Source organism: Alloalcanivorax balearicus MACL04, assembly GCF_025532145.1.
Classification (GTDB): Bacteria; Pseudomonadota; Gammaproteobacteria; order Pseudomonadales; family Alcanivoracaceae; genus Alloalcanivorax; species Alloalcanivorax balearicus.
Map to the genome: position 1 here is coordinate 226,136 of NZ_ARXS01000004.1, position 15,059 is coordinate 241,194.

Sequence of the window (15,059 nt, forward strand, 5' to 3'; positions counted from 1 at the left end):
CCTGGCGGGGCCTATTATGGGGATGGTCGGAGCGGTTGCAAAATTTCCTCAAAGATGACCGTCGGCGCATCAATCCTTCCGGGGCCCTCATAAAATCCCCACACTTTTCCGTATACTCCCGGCCATGGCAAAAAAAGCGAAGAGAGCGGCTCCGCGCCGCCGTAAGAAGAAAGCGTCGGCGCGGCGCTGGATCAGCGGGCGTTTCCTCGCCAAGGTCCTGGCGGTGGGGCTGGTGGCGATGGCCGCCGGCCTGATCTATCTGGACGCCCTGGTGCAGGAACGGTTCGACAGCCATGTCTGGCAGTTGCCGGCGCGGGTCTATGCCCGGCCGGTGGAGCTGTATCCCGGACGGGTTTTGTCACGGGCGGACATGCTCAAAATGCTGGAGCTGATGCGCTACCGGCAGGCGCCGGGTGCGCCCACTCCGGGCAGTTATTCGGTGAACGGCAATCAGCTGATCATTCACACCCGGGGTTTCCGCGACAGCGATGGCGGCGAACCTTCCCAGCGCCTCAATCTGCGTCTGGGCGGCGGTGAGATTACAGCATTGCAGGCCGGGCAGGGGGGCTCTCTGGCACGGCTGGAGCCGATGCAGATCGGCAGCATCCATCCGGGGCACAGCGAAGATCGGGTCTATGTGCCGCTGGACCGGGTACCGCCGCTGATGGTCAAGATGTTGCTGGCCACCGAGGATCAGGATTTCTACGAGCACCACGGGGTGTCCCTGCGCGGTCTGGCGCGGGCCATGGTGGCCAACATCAAAGCCGGTCGCCTGGTGCAGGGCGGCAGTACGCTGACCCAGCAGTTGGTGAAGAATTTCTGGCTCACTCAGGATCGCACCCTGCTGCGCAAACTGGTGGAACTGCCGATGGCGGTGCTGCTGGAACTGCATTACAGCAAGGATCAGATCCTCGAAGCCTATATCAACGAAGTGTATCTCGGCCAGGACGGATCCCGTTCCATCCACGGCATGGGGCTGGGGGCGCAATTCTATTTCGGCCGCCCTCTGGAAGAGTTGGAACCTCATCAGTTGGCGACCCTGGTGGGGTTGCTCAAGGGGCCCAGTTGGTACGATCCCCGGCGTCGCCCGGAGCGTTCGCTGAAGCGTCGCAACACGGTGCTGCAGGTGGCTCGTCAGCAAGGCGCGCTGAGCGAGGAGGAGCTGCACCGCTTCAGCAAGCGAGGGCTTGAAGTGGTGCCGCGAGGCGAGTCGCCGCTTTATGCGTTCCCGGCTTTCATAGATCTGGTGCGGCGGCAACTTGCCCGTGACTATCCGCCGGAGGTGCTGGGTGTCGACGGTCTGCGCATCCACTCCACACTGGATGTGCTGGCTCAGTTGGCGGCGGAAAAGGCGCTGCGCGATCATCTGGAAAGCAAGGACCCCGGCGGCAAGAACCATCTCAATGGGGCGGTGGTGGTGGTGGCGCCGACCCAGGGCGATGTGCTGGCGGTGGTCAGCAATCGCCGCTCCCGGGAGCACGGGTTCAACCGGGCGCTGGACGCGGTGCGGCCGATCGGCTCGCTGGTGAAGCCGGCGGTGGTGCTGGCGGCGCTGGAGCAACCGAAAAAATACAGCCTGGCGACCATCGTCAACGATGAACCGTTGTCGGTGCCGTTGCGTAATAATGAACCCTGGCAGCCGAAGAACTTCGACAACAAATCCCTGGGCCCGATGCCGATCCACGACGTCCTGGTGCGTTCGCGCAACCAGGCGCTTGCGCGACTCGGCATGGATGTGGGCTTGAACAAGGTGGCGGAGACGCTGAAAACATTGGGCGTACAGCGGGACATTTCACTCTATCCGAGTATTTTGCTGGGCAGTCTGGGACTGACGCCGTTCGAGGTGGCGATGATGTATCAGCCGCTGGCCACCGGCGGTTTCTCCACGCCGTTGCGATCGATCACCGATGTGCTTGACAAGGATGGCCAGCCGATCGCCCGTTATCCCATCACCACCGAGGAGGTGCTGCCGCAGGAACCGGTGTTCGTGTTGCAACAGGCGATGCAGGACGTGGTCGATCAGGGCACCGGTCGTGGGGTGCGTGCCAAGTTGCCGGCTTCGGTGAAGGTGGCCGGCAAGACCGGCACCAGCGATAATTTCCGCGATGCCTGGTTCGCCGGTTTCTCCGCCAATCATCTGGCGGTGGTGTGGGTAGGCCGGGACGACAACAGCCCGGCCGGAGTCAGCGGTTCTTCCGGCGCGGTGCCGGTGTGGGCGCAATTGATGGCTTCATTGCCGCAACGCAGCCTGTCGCAGAAACCGCCGGCCGGCGTGGAGTGGGTTTGGATGGATCCGTCCGGTACCCTGGTCAGTGGCGAGGGCTGTGATGGTGCCCGCCGCTATCCGATGCTGCCCGCATCGATTCCCGAGGAGGCCGACCGTTGCGGATCCCGTGGCGGCGACAAGAAGAAAGGGGTACTGCAATGGTTCAAGGGCTGGTTCGACTGATGCTGCTGGCGGCCATGCTGGCCGGCTGCGCGACGACACCAACGACGGGGACGGGAGGCGGCTACGGCTCTTCGTCCTCGTCCTCGTCATCAATGCCTTCCGGCGAACCGCGGCAGCAACCGGTGGATGCCCGGGCTGATTTGCAAGGATCGCCGGCGCTGGCCCTGCTCGATCGCGCCGAGGGGGCCCGCAACCAGGGCAATATGTCCGCGGCCGGGCGTTATCTGGAACGGGCGCTGAACATGGAACCGGACTCCTCCTGGGTGTATCGGCAGTTGGCCAGGTTGCGTCTGGAAGAAGGCGACGCCCACTCCGCTGAAGGGCTGGCCCTGAGAGCCTTGCGGTTGGCGCCCTACAACCCGGGTTATCAGGCGGAATTGTGGGAACTGGTGGCCACCGCCCGCGAGCGGCAGGGTGACGAGGAAGGCGCCCGTGATGCCCGGAAGCGGGCTCAGGAACTGCGTCGGGGGACGGCATGACACCCGCGATCAAGGCCGCCGAAAAAGCCGGTGTGGCCTTTCGGACACACAGCTATCATGCCGATCCACAGGCTCCCAGCTATGGGCTGGAAGCCGCGCACGCTCTGGGCCTGGCCGTTGAGCAGGTATTCAAGACGCTGCTGGCGATGGTGGACGAGCGGCCTCAGGTGGCCATGGTTCCGGTGCACAAACAACTGGATCTGAAAGCCCTGGCCAAAGCTGCGGGTGGAAAGAAAGCGGCCATGGCGGATGCTGCCGTGGCGCAACGGCTTACCGGCTATGTGCTTGGTGGTATCAGCCCGTTGGGGCAAAAAAAACGGCTGCCGCTGTGGCTGGACAACAGCGCCGAAAGCCAAAGCGTTTTGTATATGAGCGGCGGTCGCCGAGGCTTGGAAATTGAAATGACGCCGGAGGACCTGTTGGCACTGACCGGCGGCCGCCTGGCGCCGCTGGCCCGCTGACCACTGTTGTCTCACAATTCGATGGGCCAGCGGTAGGAACTGAGAGCCCATTCGCTTGCAAGGCAAGCTCCCACAGCGGCTTCGTAGTCCGGTCTGTGGGAAACTGCTTTAGCAGCGACATGTGTAAGCGCGCCAGCGAACTGTGTGCCGCTGGGCCCATGGATCGCTACAGCAGCGCCGCGAACGCTTCGCGGGCGGCCTTGATGGTGGCATCGATGTCTTCGTCGCTGTGGGCGATGGAGACGAAGCCGGCCTCAAAGGCGCTTGGTGCCAGATAGATGCCACGGTCCAGCATGGCGTGGAAAAAGCGCTGGAAGCGTTCCTTGTCGCAGGCCATCACTTCCGAGAAACGGCTGATCCGGGTCTGCTCGGTAAAGAACAGGCCGAACATGCCGCCCACCTGGTTGGTGGTGAAGCCGATCCCGCATTCCCGTGCCGCCATCGACAAGCCTTCGGTGAGGCGCCGGGCCTTGGCGTCAAGAGCGTCATGGAAGCCCGGCTCGCGCAGAGCCTGTAACGTGGCCAGGCCGGCGGCCATTGCCACCGGATTCCCGGACAGAGTGCCGGCCTGATAGACCGGTCCTAGTGGCGCCAGGCTTTCCATGATCTCGCGGCGCCCGCCGAGGGCCCCCACCGGCATACCACCACCGATGATTTTGCCCAGGGTGGTCAGATCCGGAGTAATGCCATAAAGGGCCTGGGCTCCGCCCAAAGCGACGCGGAAGCCGGTCATGACTTCGTCGAAGATCAACAGTGCGCCATGCTCGCTGCACTGGGCCCGCAGAGTGTCCAGGAAGCCTTGGGTGGGCGGTACACAGTTCATATTGCCGGCCACCGGCTCGACGATTACGGCGGCGATATCGCTGCCCTGTTGGGCGAACACTTCCGCGACGGCGGCGGCATCGTTGTAGGGCAGTACCAGGGTGTCGGCGGTGACCGCCGCCGGCACGCCGGGGGAACCGGGCGTGCCCAGGGTCAGGGCGCCGGAGCCGGCTTGTACCAGCAGGCTGTCCACATGGCCGTGGTAGCACCCTTCGAATTTTATGATCTTGTCCCGGCCAGTGTGGCCGCGAGCCAGGCGAATGGCGGACATGGTGGCTTCGGTGCCGGAGTTGACCATGCGCACCATGTCCATGGAAGGCACCATCTCGCAGACCAGATCAGCCATTTCCACTTCGACCTCGGTGGGGGCGCCGAAGCTCAGCCCGCGAGCCACCGCCTGTTGCACCGCTTCACGTACCGCCGGGGCGTTGTGGCCCAACACCATGGGTCCCCAGGAACCAACGTAGTCGGTATAGCGGTTGTCGTCCTCGTCGAACAGGTATGCGCCCTCCGCCCGCTCGAAGAACACCGGGGTGCCGCCGACACCGCTGAAGGCGCGGACCGGAGAGTTGACGCCACCGGGAATGTGCTTCTGGGCACGGCGAAACAGCTGTTCGGATTGCGTGCGACTCATGGGAACTCCTTGCGAAACGGATCCGGCCCGGCTCACGGAAGAGCCGGGCAGGGGATCATGAGGGTGGCATCCGCCACCGGGGATTGAGTGGCATTATGCGTATTCCGGAAACCGGTCGCCACCTCCGGAAGATGACCGTTCCGGGTCAGTGGACCGGGAACAATCGGGAGAGCTGGCGCGCCCGGATCTCGATCTCACCGTAGTCGGCGGTGGCGAATAGCCCGTGAATCAGTGCGATCATATCGGCGCCGGCGTCAATCAGCGGCTGGGCGTTGTCCGTGGTGATGCCGCCGATGGCGACCAGAGGCTGATCGAAGCGGTCACGGGCTTCCCGCAGGGTGTCCAGAGTCACCGGCGGCGCCTCGGGTTTGGTGTGGGACGGATAGAAGCGCCCCAGTGCCAGGTAATCCGCGCCCTCGGCAGCGCCTTTGGCGGCCAGCGTCAGATCGCCGTGGCAGGAGATGCCAATAATCTTGTCGGCACCGAGCAAGGCCCGGGCGGTGGGCACAGCGCCGTCACTTTGCCCCATATGCACGCCATCGGCGTTGACCGCCTGGGCCAGGGCCGGGTCATCATTGACGATGAACAGCGCACCGTATTGGTGGCACAGTTCGGCCAGGCGGCCGGCTCGCTCCAGCCGCTGCATGGCGCTGGCGGGTTTGTCTCGATACTGCAGTAGCCGGGCGCCGCCACGCAGAGCGGCCTCGGCCGCGGGCAGCAGGTGCTGACCCGGAATGAGCATGGGGTCGGTGATGGCATAGAGGCCATGTAAGCGGGCTGTCACGGCGTCCTCCGGTCGGGAACATGTTGGCCCTGGCCCGGCTGCCAAGCGGTGCGCAGATAGTGATCCACGCGGGCCTGCCCCTCCGCCACGGCCTGTTCCAGCGGCATTCCCAGGCCACGCAGGCAGGCAATGGAGGACGCCAGGGTGCAACCGGAGCCGTGATAGACGTGGGGCAGACGTTGCCAGTGCCAGCTTTGCGTCTCACCGGTGCCTCGGAACAGGTGATTGCTGACCTGATCGGTGTCGTCATGGGTGCCGGTGATCAACACCGCTCTGGCGCCACGCTGGCACAGGCGTTGGCCGCAATCGGCCACGCTTTGCATGCTCGTCGCGCCCGACGTTCCGTCGTCTCCGGCGAGCAGCCGGGCTTCGGGCAAATTGGGGGTGAGCAGTTCGCACAGTGGCGCCAGCTCGCCGATCATGGCGTCGCCGAGGGATTCCCGGGTCAGGCTGCCGCCGCTTTCCGCCGCCAGGACCGGGTCCAGAATCACCGGTACACCGGGCAAACGCGCCAGTAGGCGGGCGATGAAGCGGACCGTGGCCAGTGAGCCGGTCATGCCGATCTTCACCGCCTGGAAATCGTAGTCGGCAAGCAGAGCGTCCGCCTGGCGCTCCAGCAGGTCGATATCGGTCAGTTGGAAGCCCAACACATGCTGGCTGTTCTGCACCGTCAGCGCGGTGATCAGTGTGCTGGCCAGTCCGCCCAGATCATGGATGGCCTCGATATCGGCGTGAATGCCGGCGCCGCCGGAAGGGTCGTGGCCGGCGATAACTAGAATATTGGGTTTCATGGTGTCGTCGTCGAAAGCCGAAGGGCTGAAAGTGGGACGCCGGGCGGAGGCGCCGACGTGTATTGCTAGCGTCAGACGTTCAGTCGGTGGCGTCAAGAGCCTTGATCAGAACGGCTTGACCACCACCAGAATCACGATACCGATCAGCAACAGCACTGGCACTTCGTTGAACACCCGAAAGAAACGATGGCTTTTGGTGTTGGCGTCGGCGGCGAACTTCTTCAGGTGGGCCAGGCACATATGATGGTAACCGATCAACAAGACCACCAGCGCCAGCTTGGCGTGCATCCAGCCTTGGGTTTTGTACAGGTCCCAGTGGCTGATCAGCATCCACAGGCCCAGCACCACGGTGACGATCATGCTCGGGTTCATGATGCCCCGGTAAAGTTTACGCTCCATAATCTTGAAGCGCTCGCGACTGACCTGATCCTCGGCCATGGCGTGATACACGAACAGGCGTGGCAGGTAAAAAATACCAGCGAACCAGCAAATAACCGCAATCAAATGAAAGGCTTTCAGCCACAAAAACATGGGTTGGGGCTCCTTGCAGCGAAAGTGGCCCAGTGGCTGTACCGGGCTTCCGGGCGTACACTATAACGGCTTTTTTTCAATGATCACGTCCGGGTTGGCGGAGGGCTGGCCGGGGAGTGTGCTTTTCTGCTCGGGGAGTCTAGTGAAGAGAGGACCGCGTTCCGGCCGGCTGTTACGTTATTACTTCTTCCGCACGCGGCGCCTTACGCGCAGGCAATTGGGTACCATTCAGGACTGGAAGCTGCGCGCCGTGTTCTGGATTGGTGCTCTGCTGGTCGGGTTGCTGGTGGTGGGGTTCGCCTGGGCGGTGGAACTGGCCTCGGAAACCTTCAACCGCATTCACGCCTACTCGCCTTACATCCCCGTTGCCATGACCCCGCTGGGGATGATGGTGATCATCTGGCTGATGCGCCGCATGGGGCCGGAAGCCCAGGGCAGCGGGATTCCTCAGGTATTGGTGGTGCTGAAGCAACGCTATCATTGGTTGCGCCCGACCTTTCTGTCGCTGCGGGTGATCGCACTGAAGTTCGTTCTCACCGTGCTCGGTGTACTGTGCGGTGCCAGTATCGGTCGCGAGGGCCCCAGCGTACAAATCGGCGCGGCGATGATGTACTCGGTGGGTCAGGTTGGACGTCTGCAGCAAAAGTACGTGGATAACGCCCTGATCGTCGCCGGAGGCGCGGCCGGGGTCTCGGCGGCGTTCAACGCCCCGCTGGCCGGTATCGTGTTCGCCATCGAGGAACTGTCCGGCTCTTTCGAGCAACGCACCAGCGGCACCCTGATTCTGGCGATCATCCTCTCGGGTGTGGTGGTGCTGATGATTAACGGCCACTACAGCTACTTTGGTCACCCCCAGGGCGATCTGGAACTGACCGCCAACTGGCTGGCCATCGGCGTGGTCGCGCTCATCTGCGGTTTGCTGGGCGGTCTGTTCAGTCGTCTGCTGATCAGTGGCAGCCGCTGGTTGACACCGCATGCCGTCAGGCACCCATATCGGGTGGTGTTTCTCTGTGGCGTGGTGCTGGTGGCGCTGGGTCTGCTGACCGGCGGCGCCACTTATGGCAGTGGTTACGAGGAGGCGCGCAGCCTGCTGGATGGGGAGCATGTCGGTGACTGGTCCTTCCCGCTGGCGAAAATGGGAGCGACCCTGGTGTCCTATTTCACCGGACTGCCCGGCGGCCTGTTCTCGCCCAGCCTGGCCGCCGGTGCTGGCATCGGCAGTGCCTTGAGCGGCTGGTTCCCGGAGGCTTCGGTGGTTGGCATCACCGTGGTGGCGATGGCGGCGTTTCTGGCCGGCGTGATTCAGCGTCCGATCACCTCCTTTGTGATCGTCATGGAATTGACCGGCAACCGACACGATCTGCTGTTGTCTCTGATGGTGGGCGCCTTTCTGTCCGCCGCGGTATCGAAACTGGTATGGTCGCGTCCATTGTATGATTCCCTGGCGGAGCGCATGGCCAACGGCGCGGGGATGGCGGCCGAGGGGCGGCGTCCCGCCAGTGAGGACAAGGCGGCCTGAGTTGCCGGGCCGGATGGCCCTGCCTATTATTTTCCCCGGTCCGGTGGCTTGAATGGCCCGGGGCTCGGGGGAGTTACCTATTTGGAGCATTCTATGGCCTTGGCTGAAACGGCAAACAAGCTCAGGGCGCGCATCGCTGATGGCGATAGCGGGTTGTGGTCCTGATGGCGAAGTGGGGCGTGAAAAACCGGTTGGACGATGTGGTGCTGGTGCCGATCAGCCCCTCCACCCAGCGTCGTCGGCGTTTGTTGGCGGGCCTGGCGGTGTCGATATTGTGCCTGGCGTGCCTGGTGGGGGGCGGCGCTCTGGTCTGGTGGTATGGTGTGCCAGGGCTGTCGGTGATCGCCGGCGACAGTAGCGAAGGTGAGGAGGACGGTCCTGCCCGGCGTTCTTTGCACCAGGTCAAACAGGAACTGGATCAGGCTCGCAAGGATCTGGCGGTGTACCGTACCGAAGCCCAGGTGGGGGAACAGGCGCGGGAGCAGCTGCGTCAGGAAATCCGGGCCCTGCGTGATCAGCAGGCGGAACTGGAGCAAGCGGTCTCGTTCTACAAGAGTGTGATGTCCCCCAGCGACGAAGATCATGGGCTGGTGGTGCAGAAGCTGGAATTGAGTCCCGCTGAGGGTGAGCGGCGGGTGCGTTATCGCCTGGTGCTGGTGCAAACCGGGGAGAACCGGGATGCCCTGTCCGGCCGTGTCAGTTTCACTCTGCGCGGCAGTCGTGATGGCGAGGCGTTCACCGCCGATGCCGCTGATTATCTGGAAGAGCATAGCGAGGACAAGTTTCAGTTCCGGTATTTTCAGGAGCTTTCGGGTATCGTAACGGTGCCCGCGGAACTGCAGGTGTCATCTCTGGAGGTGACCGCCACGGCATCCGGGCGAAGGACCGCACAGTCGGAACAACGACTGCCTTGGTGAGCTTCCGGGGGGGAGCGGGGCGTGCTTCGAAGCGCTCCGGTACAACGATAATCATCAGGAGACAACGGTGTTGGGTCGAGATAAGAAAGGCAATGCACAAGGCTTTCGCGACCACACCCTGATTGCCGCCAGTGCCCGCATCTTGGGGGATGTGGAATTCACCGGCGGCCTGCATATTCAGGGGGAAGTGGAAGGGAACATTCGTGCCGGCGATGAAGGCGGACAGCTGATCATCGGTGAAACCGGGGTGGTGCGTGGCGAGATTCACGTGCCGCGGGTCACCATCAACGGCCGGGTCGAGGGCGACGTCAGCGCCGCCGAGCATCTGGAACTGGCCAGCAAGGCGTCGGTGGACGGCAATGTCTATTACGTCATGCTGGAAATGGTGATGGGCGCCCGGGTCAACGGTAAACTGGTGCGTATGGACGAGGAACGGCGTAATCTGCCGGCTCCCGGGCGGAAAGCTGGGGAACAGGTCGAGGCGGATCCAGCGGAAACCGTCTGAGGCATCGGGCCTGTTGGGGCCTGACACCGGCAAGGCTTCTGGCGGTGGCGCAAGCCATCGCCGGCCATTCTTGACTAAAACACTCAGGTATTGGACCATGCTCGCCCTGGATATGAAGTGATCATGATGAGCGAATCCGCACCTATTACCCTGACCGAGCGCGCAGCTCAGAAAGTCCAGGAGTTGCGTGACGACGAAGGCAATCCCGATCTGAAGCTGCGGGTGTACATCACCGGCGGTGGCTGCGCGGGATTCTCCTACGGCTTTACTTTCGATGAGCAGGTTAACGACGACGATACCTCGGTGGACCGGGAAGGTGTGACCTTGCTGGTGGACGCCATGAGTATTCAGTACCTGGATGGTTCCGAAGTGGACTATGAGCAGGGGCTGATGGGCTCCCGCTTCGTGGTCAACAATCCCAATGCGGCAACAACCTGCGGTTGCGGCTCCTCCTTCTCTGTGTAAATCTTTCAAGGGCAATCTCCGTGCGAGACACCCCTGGCGGATCGTCATAAAACCGTCACCAAACAGTCAAATCATTGTCTCCACGGGCATGGATGCTGGAGGCATGATGATTCAGCGACCCAGTTTCCAACGTATGACCGCCGCCGACGTGCGTGCCATGTGCTGGCTGTCCAAACAGCCGCGGGCAGCCCGTTGGGCCCGAGCGGCACGCCTGGTATCCCGCCTTGGTGATGGGCCTCTGTACGTGGTGCTGGTGGCTCTGGTGTGGACCTTGCTGGATGGCATCGGCACGGTGTTCGCGCAGGCGGCGGCTATTGCCTACGTCATTGAGGTGCCGGCGTTCATGTTGCTGAAGAATCTGATTCGCCGCCCGCGTCCGGCGGACAGCGTGGAGGCGCTCAATGCCTTCATCAAACCGGCGGATCGCTTCAGTTTCCCGTCGGGGCATACCGCCGCGGCTTCCGTCATGGCTACCCTGATTTGTGTTTTCTTCCCGGCACTGGCGCCCATGGCCGTGCTGTTCGCTCTTATGGTCGGTGCCTCGCGTGTGCTGCTGGGCGTTCACTACCCCACGGATATCCTCGCCGGCGCCACCCTGGGCATCTCGTCCACGCTGAGCGCGCTTTGGATTCTTGGGAGCGTGTGATCAGGGCAGCGTGAGCTGGCCAAGCACCGCGGCCCGACTGGCTCCGGTGACCGCCGGCGCATTCCCGGTTTCCCCTTCGATTCTGGCCCAGGCCAGCCAGGCAAAAGCGCCGGCTTCCACCCAGTCCGGATGCAGACCGAAATCCTCGGTGGAACACACCGGGATGTCGAGCAGGGCATGGAGGCGGGCTAGTAAATGCTGGTTATTGGCACCTCCGCCACAAACCAGCAGCCGTTGTGGTGCGAAATCGTTAAGGGCGTTGGCGATGGTGCGGGCGGTCAGTTCCGCCAGAGTGCTTTGGACCTGCCGCGCATTGGCGTCCGCTGGCAGTCGCTGTTGCAGCCAGTCCTCGTTGAAATGCTCACGGCCGGTGCTTTTCGGGGGCGGCAGCCGAAAATAGGGATCGGCCAGCAGGCTGTTCAGCAGATCCGGCAAGAGGGCGCCGCCGGCGGCCCAGGCGCCGTCCCGGTCATAGGGCTCGCCCTGATGGCGCTGTATCCAGAGGTCCATCAGGACATTGCCGGGGCCGGTATCAAAGCCGCCAATCAGCTTGCCCTCATCCAGTAGAGTGACGTTGGCCATGCCGCCAATGTTGACCACCGCGACCCTTTGCGCCACCGCGCCGAACAGCCGCTGGTGGAAGCGGGGTACCAGGGGGGCTCCCTGGCCGCCGAGCACCATGTCTTTATTGCGGAAGTTGCTCACTACCGGGATGCCGGTGCGGACGGCCAGGGTATCCGGGCAACCGAGTTGAACACTGAAACCGAGGTCGCCGGGGCGATGGCGAACGGTCTGGCCATGACAGCCCACGGCATGGATCTGCTCCGGTTGATGACCGGATTGCGTCAGCAAGGCCTGTGTGGCGCGGGCGTAAGCTTCGCCGAGCTGTCGATGAACGTGCCCGGCCTGATCGATCTCGTCAGGGCCGCTGCGGCAAAGCTTCAGGATATCGTCACGCAGGGTATCGGGTAAGGGAGAGCCCTGGTGGGCGAGAAGTTGGAAACCCCGCTTGCCGACGCGGGCCAGCACCGCGTCGATGCCATCGACACTGGTGCCGGTCATCAGACCAATGTAGAGCCCGTCACCGGACATCGCTGCGTGCCAGGGTGGCGGCTCCGGCAAACAGAGTCATCTGCGAGTTCACGCGACGCACCTGGGCCAGGTATTGCTCCTTGTTCCCCGGGCTGACGCCCTGCGCTTTGGGCAGTGGTACGGTTTGCGGGTTGCGATGCACGCCGTCAATGCGGAACTCGTAATGCAGGTGCGGGCCGGTGGCAAGGCCGGAAGAGCCTACGTAGCCGATGGTCTGGCCCTGATTGACCCGTGTGCCCACGCGAACGCCTTTGGCGAAGCCGCGCATGTGAGCGTACAGCGTGGTGTAGCGACGGCCGTGCTGAACGATGATCACGTTGCCATAGCCGCCTTTGACACCGGCGAAGATCACCTTGCCTTTGCCGGCGGCCTTGATCGGTGTACCGGACGGCGCGGCATAATCAGTGCCCTTGTGCGCGCGGATCGTGTTCAGCACCGGATGGCGGCGTCCCGGGTTAAAGCCGGAACTGATGCGGGAAAAAGCCACCGGGGTGCGGATGAAGGCTTTGCGCATGGAGTTGCCTTGCGCGTCCAGGTACGCCACGGCGCCGTCTTCATCCTGATACTGGTAGGCGGTCAGGTGACGGCCCCGGTTCCAGAATTCGGCGGCCAGAATGTCGCCTTCGCCAACTTTTTCACCGTCCAGGTACAACTCCTCGAAGAGCACGCGGAAGCGGTCCCCGGGCCGGATGTCGAGAACGAAATCCACATCCCAGCCGAAGATGTTGGCCAACTGCATGGTCAGATTGTCGCTCATTCCGGCGGCCTGGCCGGCCAGGAACAGCGAACTGTTGATGGTGGCGTCGGCGAAGCGGACCCGGCGCTGGTACTCGCGCTGCTCGGTGCTGGCTTGCCAGGTGCCGTCCCCGGTGAGGGTGGCGGTGATGGTCTGGATCCTGGAAGGCTTGTATTTCAGGGCCTGAAGTTCGCCCTGCTCGTTGAGCAGAACCTCGAAGGTCTGGCCGGGGCGAATATTCTTGAGATCCTGCAGGCGCTTGTGGCCGGTCACCAGCCGATGAACCTGGGCGGCGGTAACGCCGCGGTCCTGCAACAGGCGGCCCAGGGTGTCGCCCGAAGCCACGGTGATGGTCTCCCATTGGGGAGTGGGCTCGGGAAGTGCCGGTTCGGCTGCGAGGTCGCTGTCCGGTGCGGAGTCAGTGTCCGCCGCCGGGGCCGGTTTGGCTGCGACAGGGGGATCGCCGGCGGCTTCGAGGTTCAAATCCAGGGTTTGCGGGCGTTCGGGTCGACTTTCTCCGGATTCTGGTAGCAGGGTCACCAGGGTAACGATCAAAACAAGGCTTCCGGAGAGCAAAAGGTGGGTGCGGGGGAAATGGCGCACCGATCGACCGAGGGCGGATATATGTTTTCTCATGCTGTAAGTAGCGCTCTGAGTTTGTGCCGCCTGAGGCGATGAAAAAAATATTGCAGCAAAGATACCTGTCTTTATAGGTCTTTTACAACTATTCCAAGGTGCTACAATGCCGCGGTTCAAACAGGCTGGTGTTATTGGAGCACCGCTAGCGGCGCTGGTTCCCGGAGTTTCAGGGCGGGAGCGAGGCGCGGATATCGAATGGCAGAGGCAATCGATGATTGATGTGGATCAACAGCTGGCGCTGATTCGCCGGGGCGCGGATGAGATTATTCAGGAAGACGAATTGCGGGCTCGTCTGGAAAGCGGGCGCCCTCTTCGTGTCAAAGCCGGGTTTGATCCCACCGCTCCGGATCTGCATTTGGGGCATACCGTTCTGATCAACAAGCTGCGCCATTTTCAGGATCTGGGGCACCAGGTGATCTTCCTGATCGGAGATTTCACCGGCATGATCGGGGATCCCTCCGGAAAAAGTGTCACCCGGCCGCCGTTGAGCCGTGAGGACGTGCTGCGCAATGCGGAGACTTACAAGGAGCAGGTGTTCAAGATCCTGGATCCGGAAAAGACCGAGGTGGCGTTCAACTCCTCCTGGATGGGTGAACTGGACGCGGCCGATCTGATACGCCTGGCCAGTCAGTATACGGTGGCGCGGATGCTGGAACGGGACGATTTCGATAAGCGTTACCGAGGCAACCAACCTATTGCTATCCATGAGTTCCTCTATCCGCTGGTGCAGGGGTACGACTCCGTGGCGTTGCGGGCGGATGTCGAATTGGGTGGGACCGATCAGAAGTTCAATCTGCTGATGGGGCGGACGCTGCAGAAGGGACACGATCAGCCGCCACAGATCTGCCTGACCATGCCGCTGCTGGAAGGGCTGGACGGGGTGCAGAAAATGTCCAAGTCCCTTGGGAACTATGTAGGTGTCACCGACGCCCCGGGGGATATGTACCGTAAGCTGCTGTCCTTGCCGGACGCACTGACCTGGCGCTATTACGAGCTGCTCAGTGCGGTATCCAATGAGGATCTGGCCCGGTTGAAGGCGGAAGCCGAGCGCCTGGGCAGTCCCCAGGAGGCGAAAAAGGCGTTCGCTCTGGAGATGGTGACCCGGTTTCATGGCGAGGAGGCGGCGCGGATGGCGCCGTCCTCCGCCGGCAATCTCACCGCTCTGGGGGATATCCCGGAGAATGTGCCGGAAGTCGAGGTGGCGTTGGAGGAGGGCGATGAAGTGCACATCGTGCCACTGCTTCGTCTCGCCGGGCTGGCTCAGAATGGCAAGGCGGCCAAGGACGTGTTCGGGCGCGGCGCGGTTTACGTGGACGGTCAGCAACTGACCTCGGAGCGCAGTTTCAAACGTGGCGAAAGCGCGGTGATTCAGGCCGGCAAGAAGAAGATCGCCCGGGTCACGATCAAGTGATTCCAGGGGCGGAAAGTCCCGGTTTGGCTGAAAAGTAGGCGATCGAAAGTTTTTTTCAGGAAAGTTCGAAAAAAGGTTTGACAGGAAAGGCGCGATCCGTAGAATGCGCACTCCTCGGCGGGGCAACAACGCAGACGCGGCCCCGCAGCTCTTTAACAATCAGGCAAGCAAACGTGTG

15 protein-coding genes are annotated in these 15,059 nt (G+C 62.7%); 9 read left to right on the top strand and 6 right to left on the bottom strand.

All coding sequences use genetic code 11. The features are described from left to right. Positions 1-124 precede the first annotated feature (124 nt). Genes mrcB through ybaK form a run of 3 tightly spaced genes read left to right on the top strand, consistent with a single transcriptional unit; the run spans position 125 to position 3,389 of the window. Positions 125-2,449 carry a penicillin-binding protein 1B gene (mrcB, locus tag MA04_RS05615; RefSeq protein ID WP_262459729.1) on the top strand — a complete coding sequence of 775 codons (2,325 nt, stop codon included), beginning with the start codon at positions 125-127 and terminating at the stop codon, positions 2,447-2,449. Continuing rightward, positions 2,425-2,928: a tetratricopeptide repeat protein gene (locus tag MA04_RS05620; RefSeq protein WP_240342794.1), complete on the top strand. Its 504-nt coding sequence runs from the start codon at positions 2,425-2,427 to the stop codon at positions 2,926-2,928. Before mrcB ends, MA04_RS05620 begins: the two co-directional genes overlap by 25 nt. Continuing rightward, positions 2,925-3,389, top strand: a complete 465-nt coding sequence (gene ybaK / locus MA04_RS05625; protein ID WP_262459730.1) for a Cys-tRNA(Pro) deacylase — start codon at positions 2,925-2,927, stop codon at positions 3,387-3,389. Before MA04_RS05620 ends, ybaK begins: the two co-directional genes overlap by 4 nt. A 166-nt stretch (positions 3,390-3,555) precedes the next feature. On the opposite strand, the gene hemL is transcribed toward ybaK, so the two are convergent. From hemL to hemJ, 4 genes are all read right to left on the bottom strand, one after another. Continuing rightward, positions 3,556-4,845, bottom strand: a complete 1,290-nt coding sequence (gene hemL, locus MA04_RS05630; RefSeq protein ID WP_262459731.1) for a glutamate-1-semialdehyde 2,1-aminomutase — start codon at positions 4,843-4,845, stop codon at positions 3,556-3,558. Positions 4,846-4,990: 145 nt separating this feature from the next. Beyond that, complete coding sequence (thiE, locus tag MA04_RS05635) at positions 4,991-5,629, bottom strand: thiamine phosphate synthase (protein ID WP_262459732.1); 639 nt, start codon at positions 5,627-5,629, stop codon at positions 4,991-4,993. Beyond that, positions 5,626-6,420 (bottom strand): bifunctional hydroxymethylpyrimidine kinase/phosphomethylpyrimidine kinase, encoded by a 795-nt coding sequence (gene thiD / locus MA04_RS05640; RefSeq protein ID WP_262459734.1) that lies wholly within the window; start codon positions 6,418-6,420, stop codon positions 5,626-5,628. The genes thiE and thiD overlap by 4 nt, the downstream gene beginning before the upstream one ends. A gap of 105 nt (positions 6,421-6,525) precedes the next feature. Next, a complete protein-coding gene (hemJ, locus tag MA04_RS05645) occupies positions 6,526-6,951 on the bottom strand; it encodes a protoporphyrinogen oxidase HemJ (RefSeq protein ID WP_163126901.1) in 426 nt (141 codons plus the stop codon). Positions 6,952-7,093: 142 nt separating this feature from the next. Between hemJ and MA04_RS05650 the strand changes: the two genes are divergently transcribed. From MA04_RS05650 to MA04_RS05670, 5 genes are all read left to right on the top strand, one after another. Beyond that, positions 7,094-8,470 carry a chloride channel protein gene (locus tag MA04_RS05650; RefSeq protein ID WP_262459735.1) on the top strand — a complete coding sequence of 459 codons (1,377 nt, stop codon included), beginning with the start codon at positions 7,094-7,096 and terminating at the stop codon, positions 8,468-8,470. Between the two features lie 164 nt (positions 8,471-8,634). Beyond that, positions 8,635-9,387: a DUF6776 family protein gene (locus MA04_RS05655; RefSeq protein WP_145953619.1), complete on the top strand. Its 753-nt coding sequence runs from the start codon at positions 8,635-8,637 to the stop codon at positions 9,385-9,387. Positions 9,388-9,454: 67 nt separating this feature from the next. Next, the gene (locus MA04_RS05660) at positions 9,455-9,892 is read left to right on the top strand and encodes a bactofilin family protein (RefSeq protein WP_080531544.1); all 438 of its coding nucleotides are present in this window, start codon (positions 9,455-9,457) and stop codon (positions 9,890-9,892) included. Between the two features lie 126 nt (positions 9,893-10,018). Further along, positions 10,019-10,357: an iron-sulfur cluster insertion protein ErpA gene (gene erpA, locus MA04_RS05665; RefSeq protein ID WP_172800767.1), complete on the top strand. Its 339-nt coding sequence runs from the start codon at positions 10,019-10,021 to the stop codon at positions 10,355-10,357. 103 nt (positions 10,358-10,460) lie between these two features. Continuing rightward, positions 10,461-11,003 carry a phosphatase PAP2 family protein gene (locus MA04_RS05670; RefSeq protein WP_233926141.1) on the top strand — a complete coding sequence of 181 codons (543 nt, stop codon included), beginning with the start codon at positions 10,461-10,463 and terminating at the stop codon, positions 11,001-11,003. Here MA04_RS05670 and MA04_RS05675 read toward each other — a convergent pair whose 3' ends face one another. Then, the gene (locus MA04_RS05675; protein ID WP_262459736.1) at positions 11,004-12,095 is read right to left on the bottom strand and encodes an anhydro-N-acetylmuramic acid kinase; all 1,092 of its coding nucleotides are present in this window, start codon (positions 12,093-12,095) and stop codon (positions 11,004-11,006) included. It lies immediately after the preceding gene. Continuing rightward, positions 12,085-13,386, bottom strand: coding sequence for a peptidoglycan DD-metalloendopeptidase family protein (locus MA04_RS05680; RefSeq protein WP_262459737.1), 1,302 nt, complete (start codon positions 13,384-13,386; stop codon positions 12,085-12,087). The genes MA04_RS05675 and MA04_RS05680 overlap by 11 nt, the downstream gene beginning before the upstream one ends. A 295-nt stretch (positions 13,387-13,681) precedes the next feature. Here MA04_RS05680 and tyrS point away from each other — a divergent pair, with 295 nt between their 5' ends. Beyond that, positions 13,682-14,881 carry a tyrosine--tRNA ligase gene (tyrS, locus tag MA04_RS05685; RefSeq protein WP_163126897.1) on the top strand — a complete coding sequence of 400 codons (1,200 nt, stop codon included), beginning with the start codon at positions 13,682-13,684 and terminating at the stop codon, positions 14,879-14,881. The last annotated feature ends 178 nt before the right edge of the window (positions 14,882-15,059 follow it).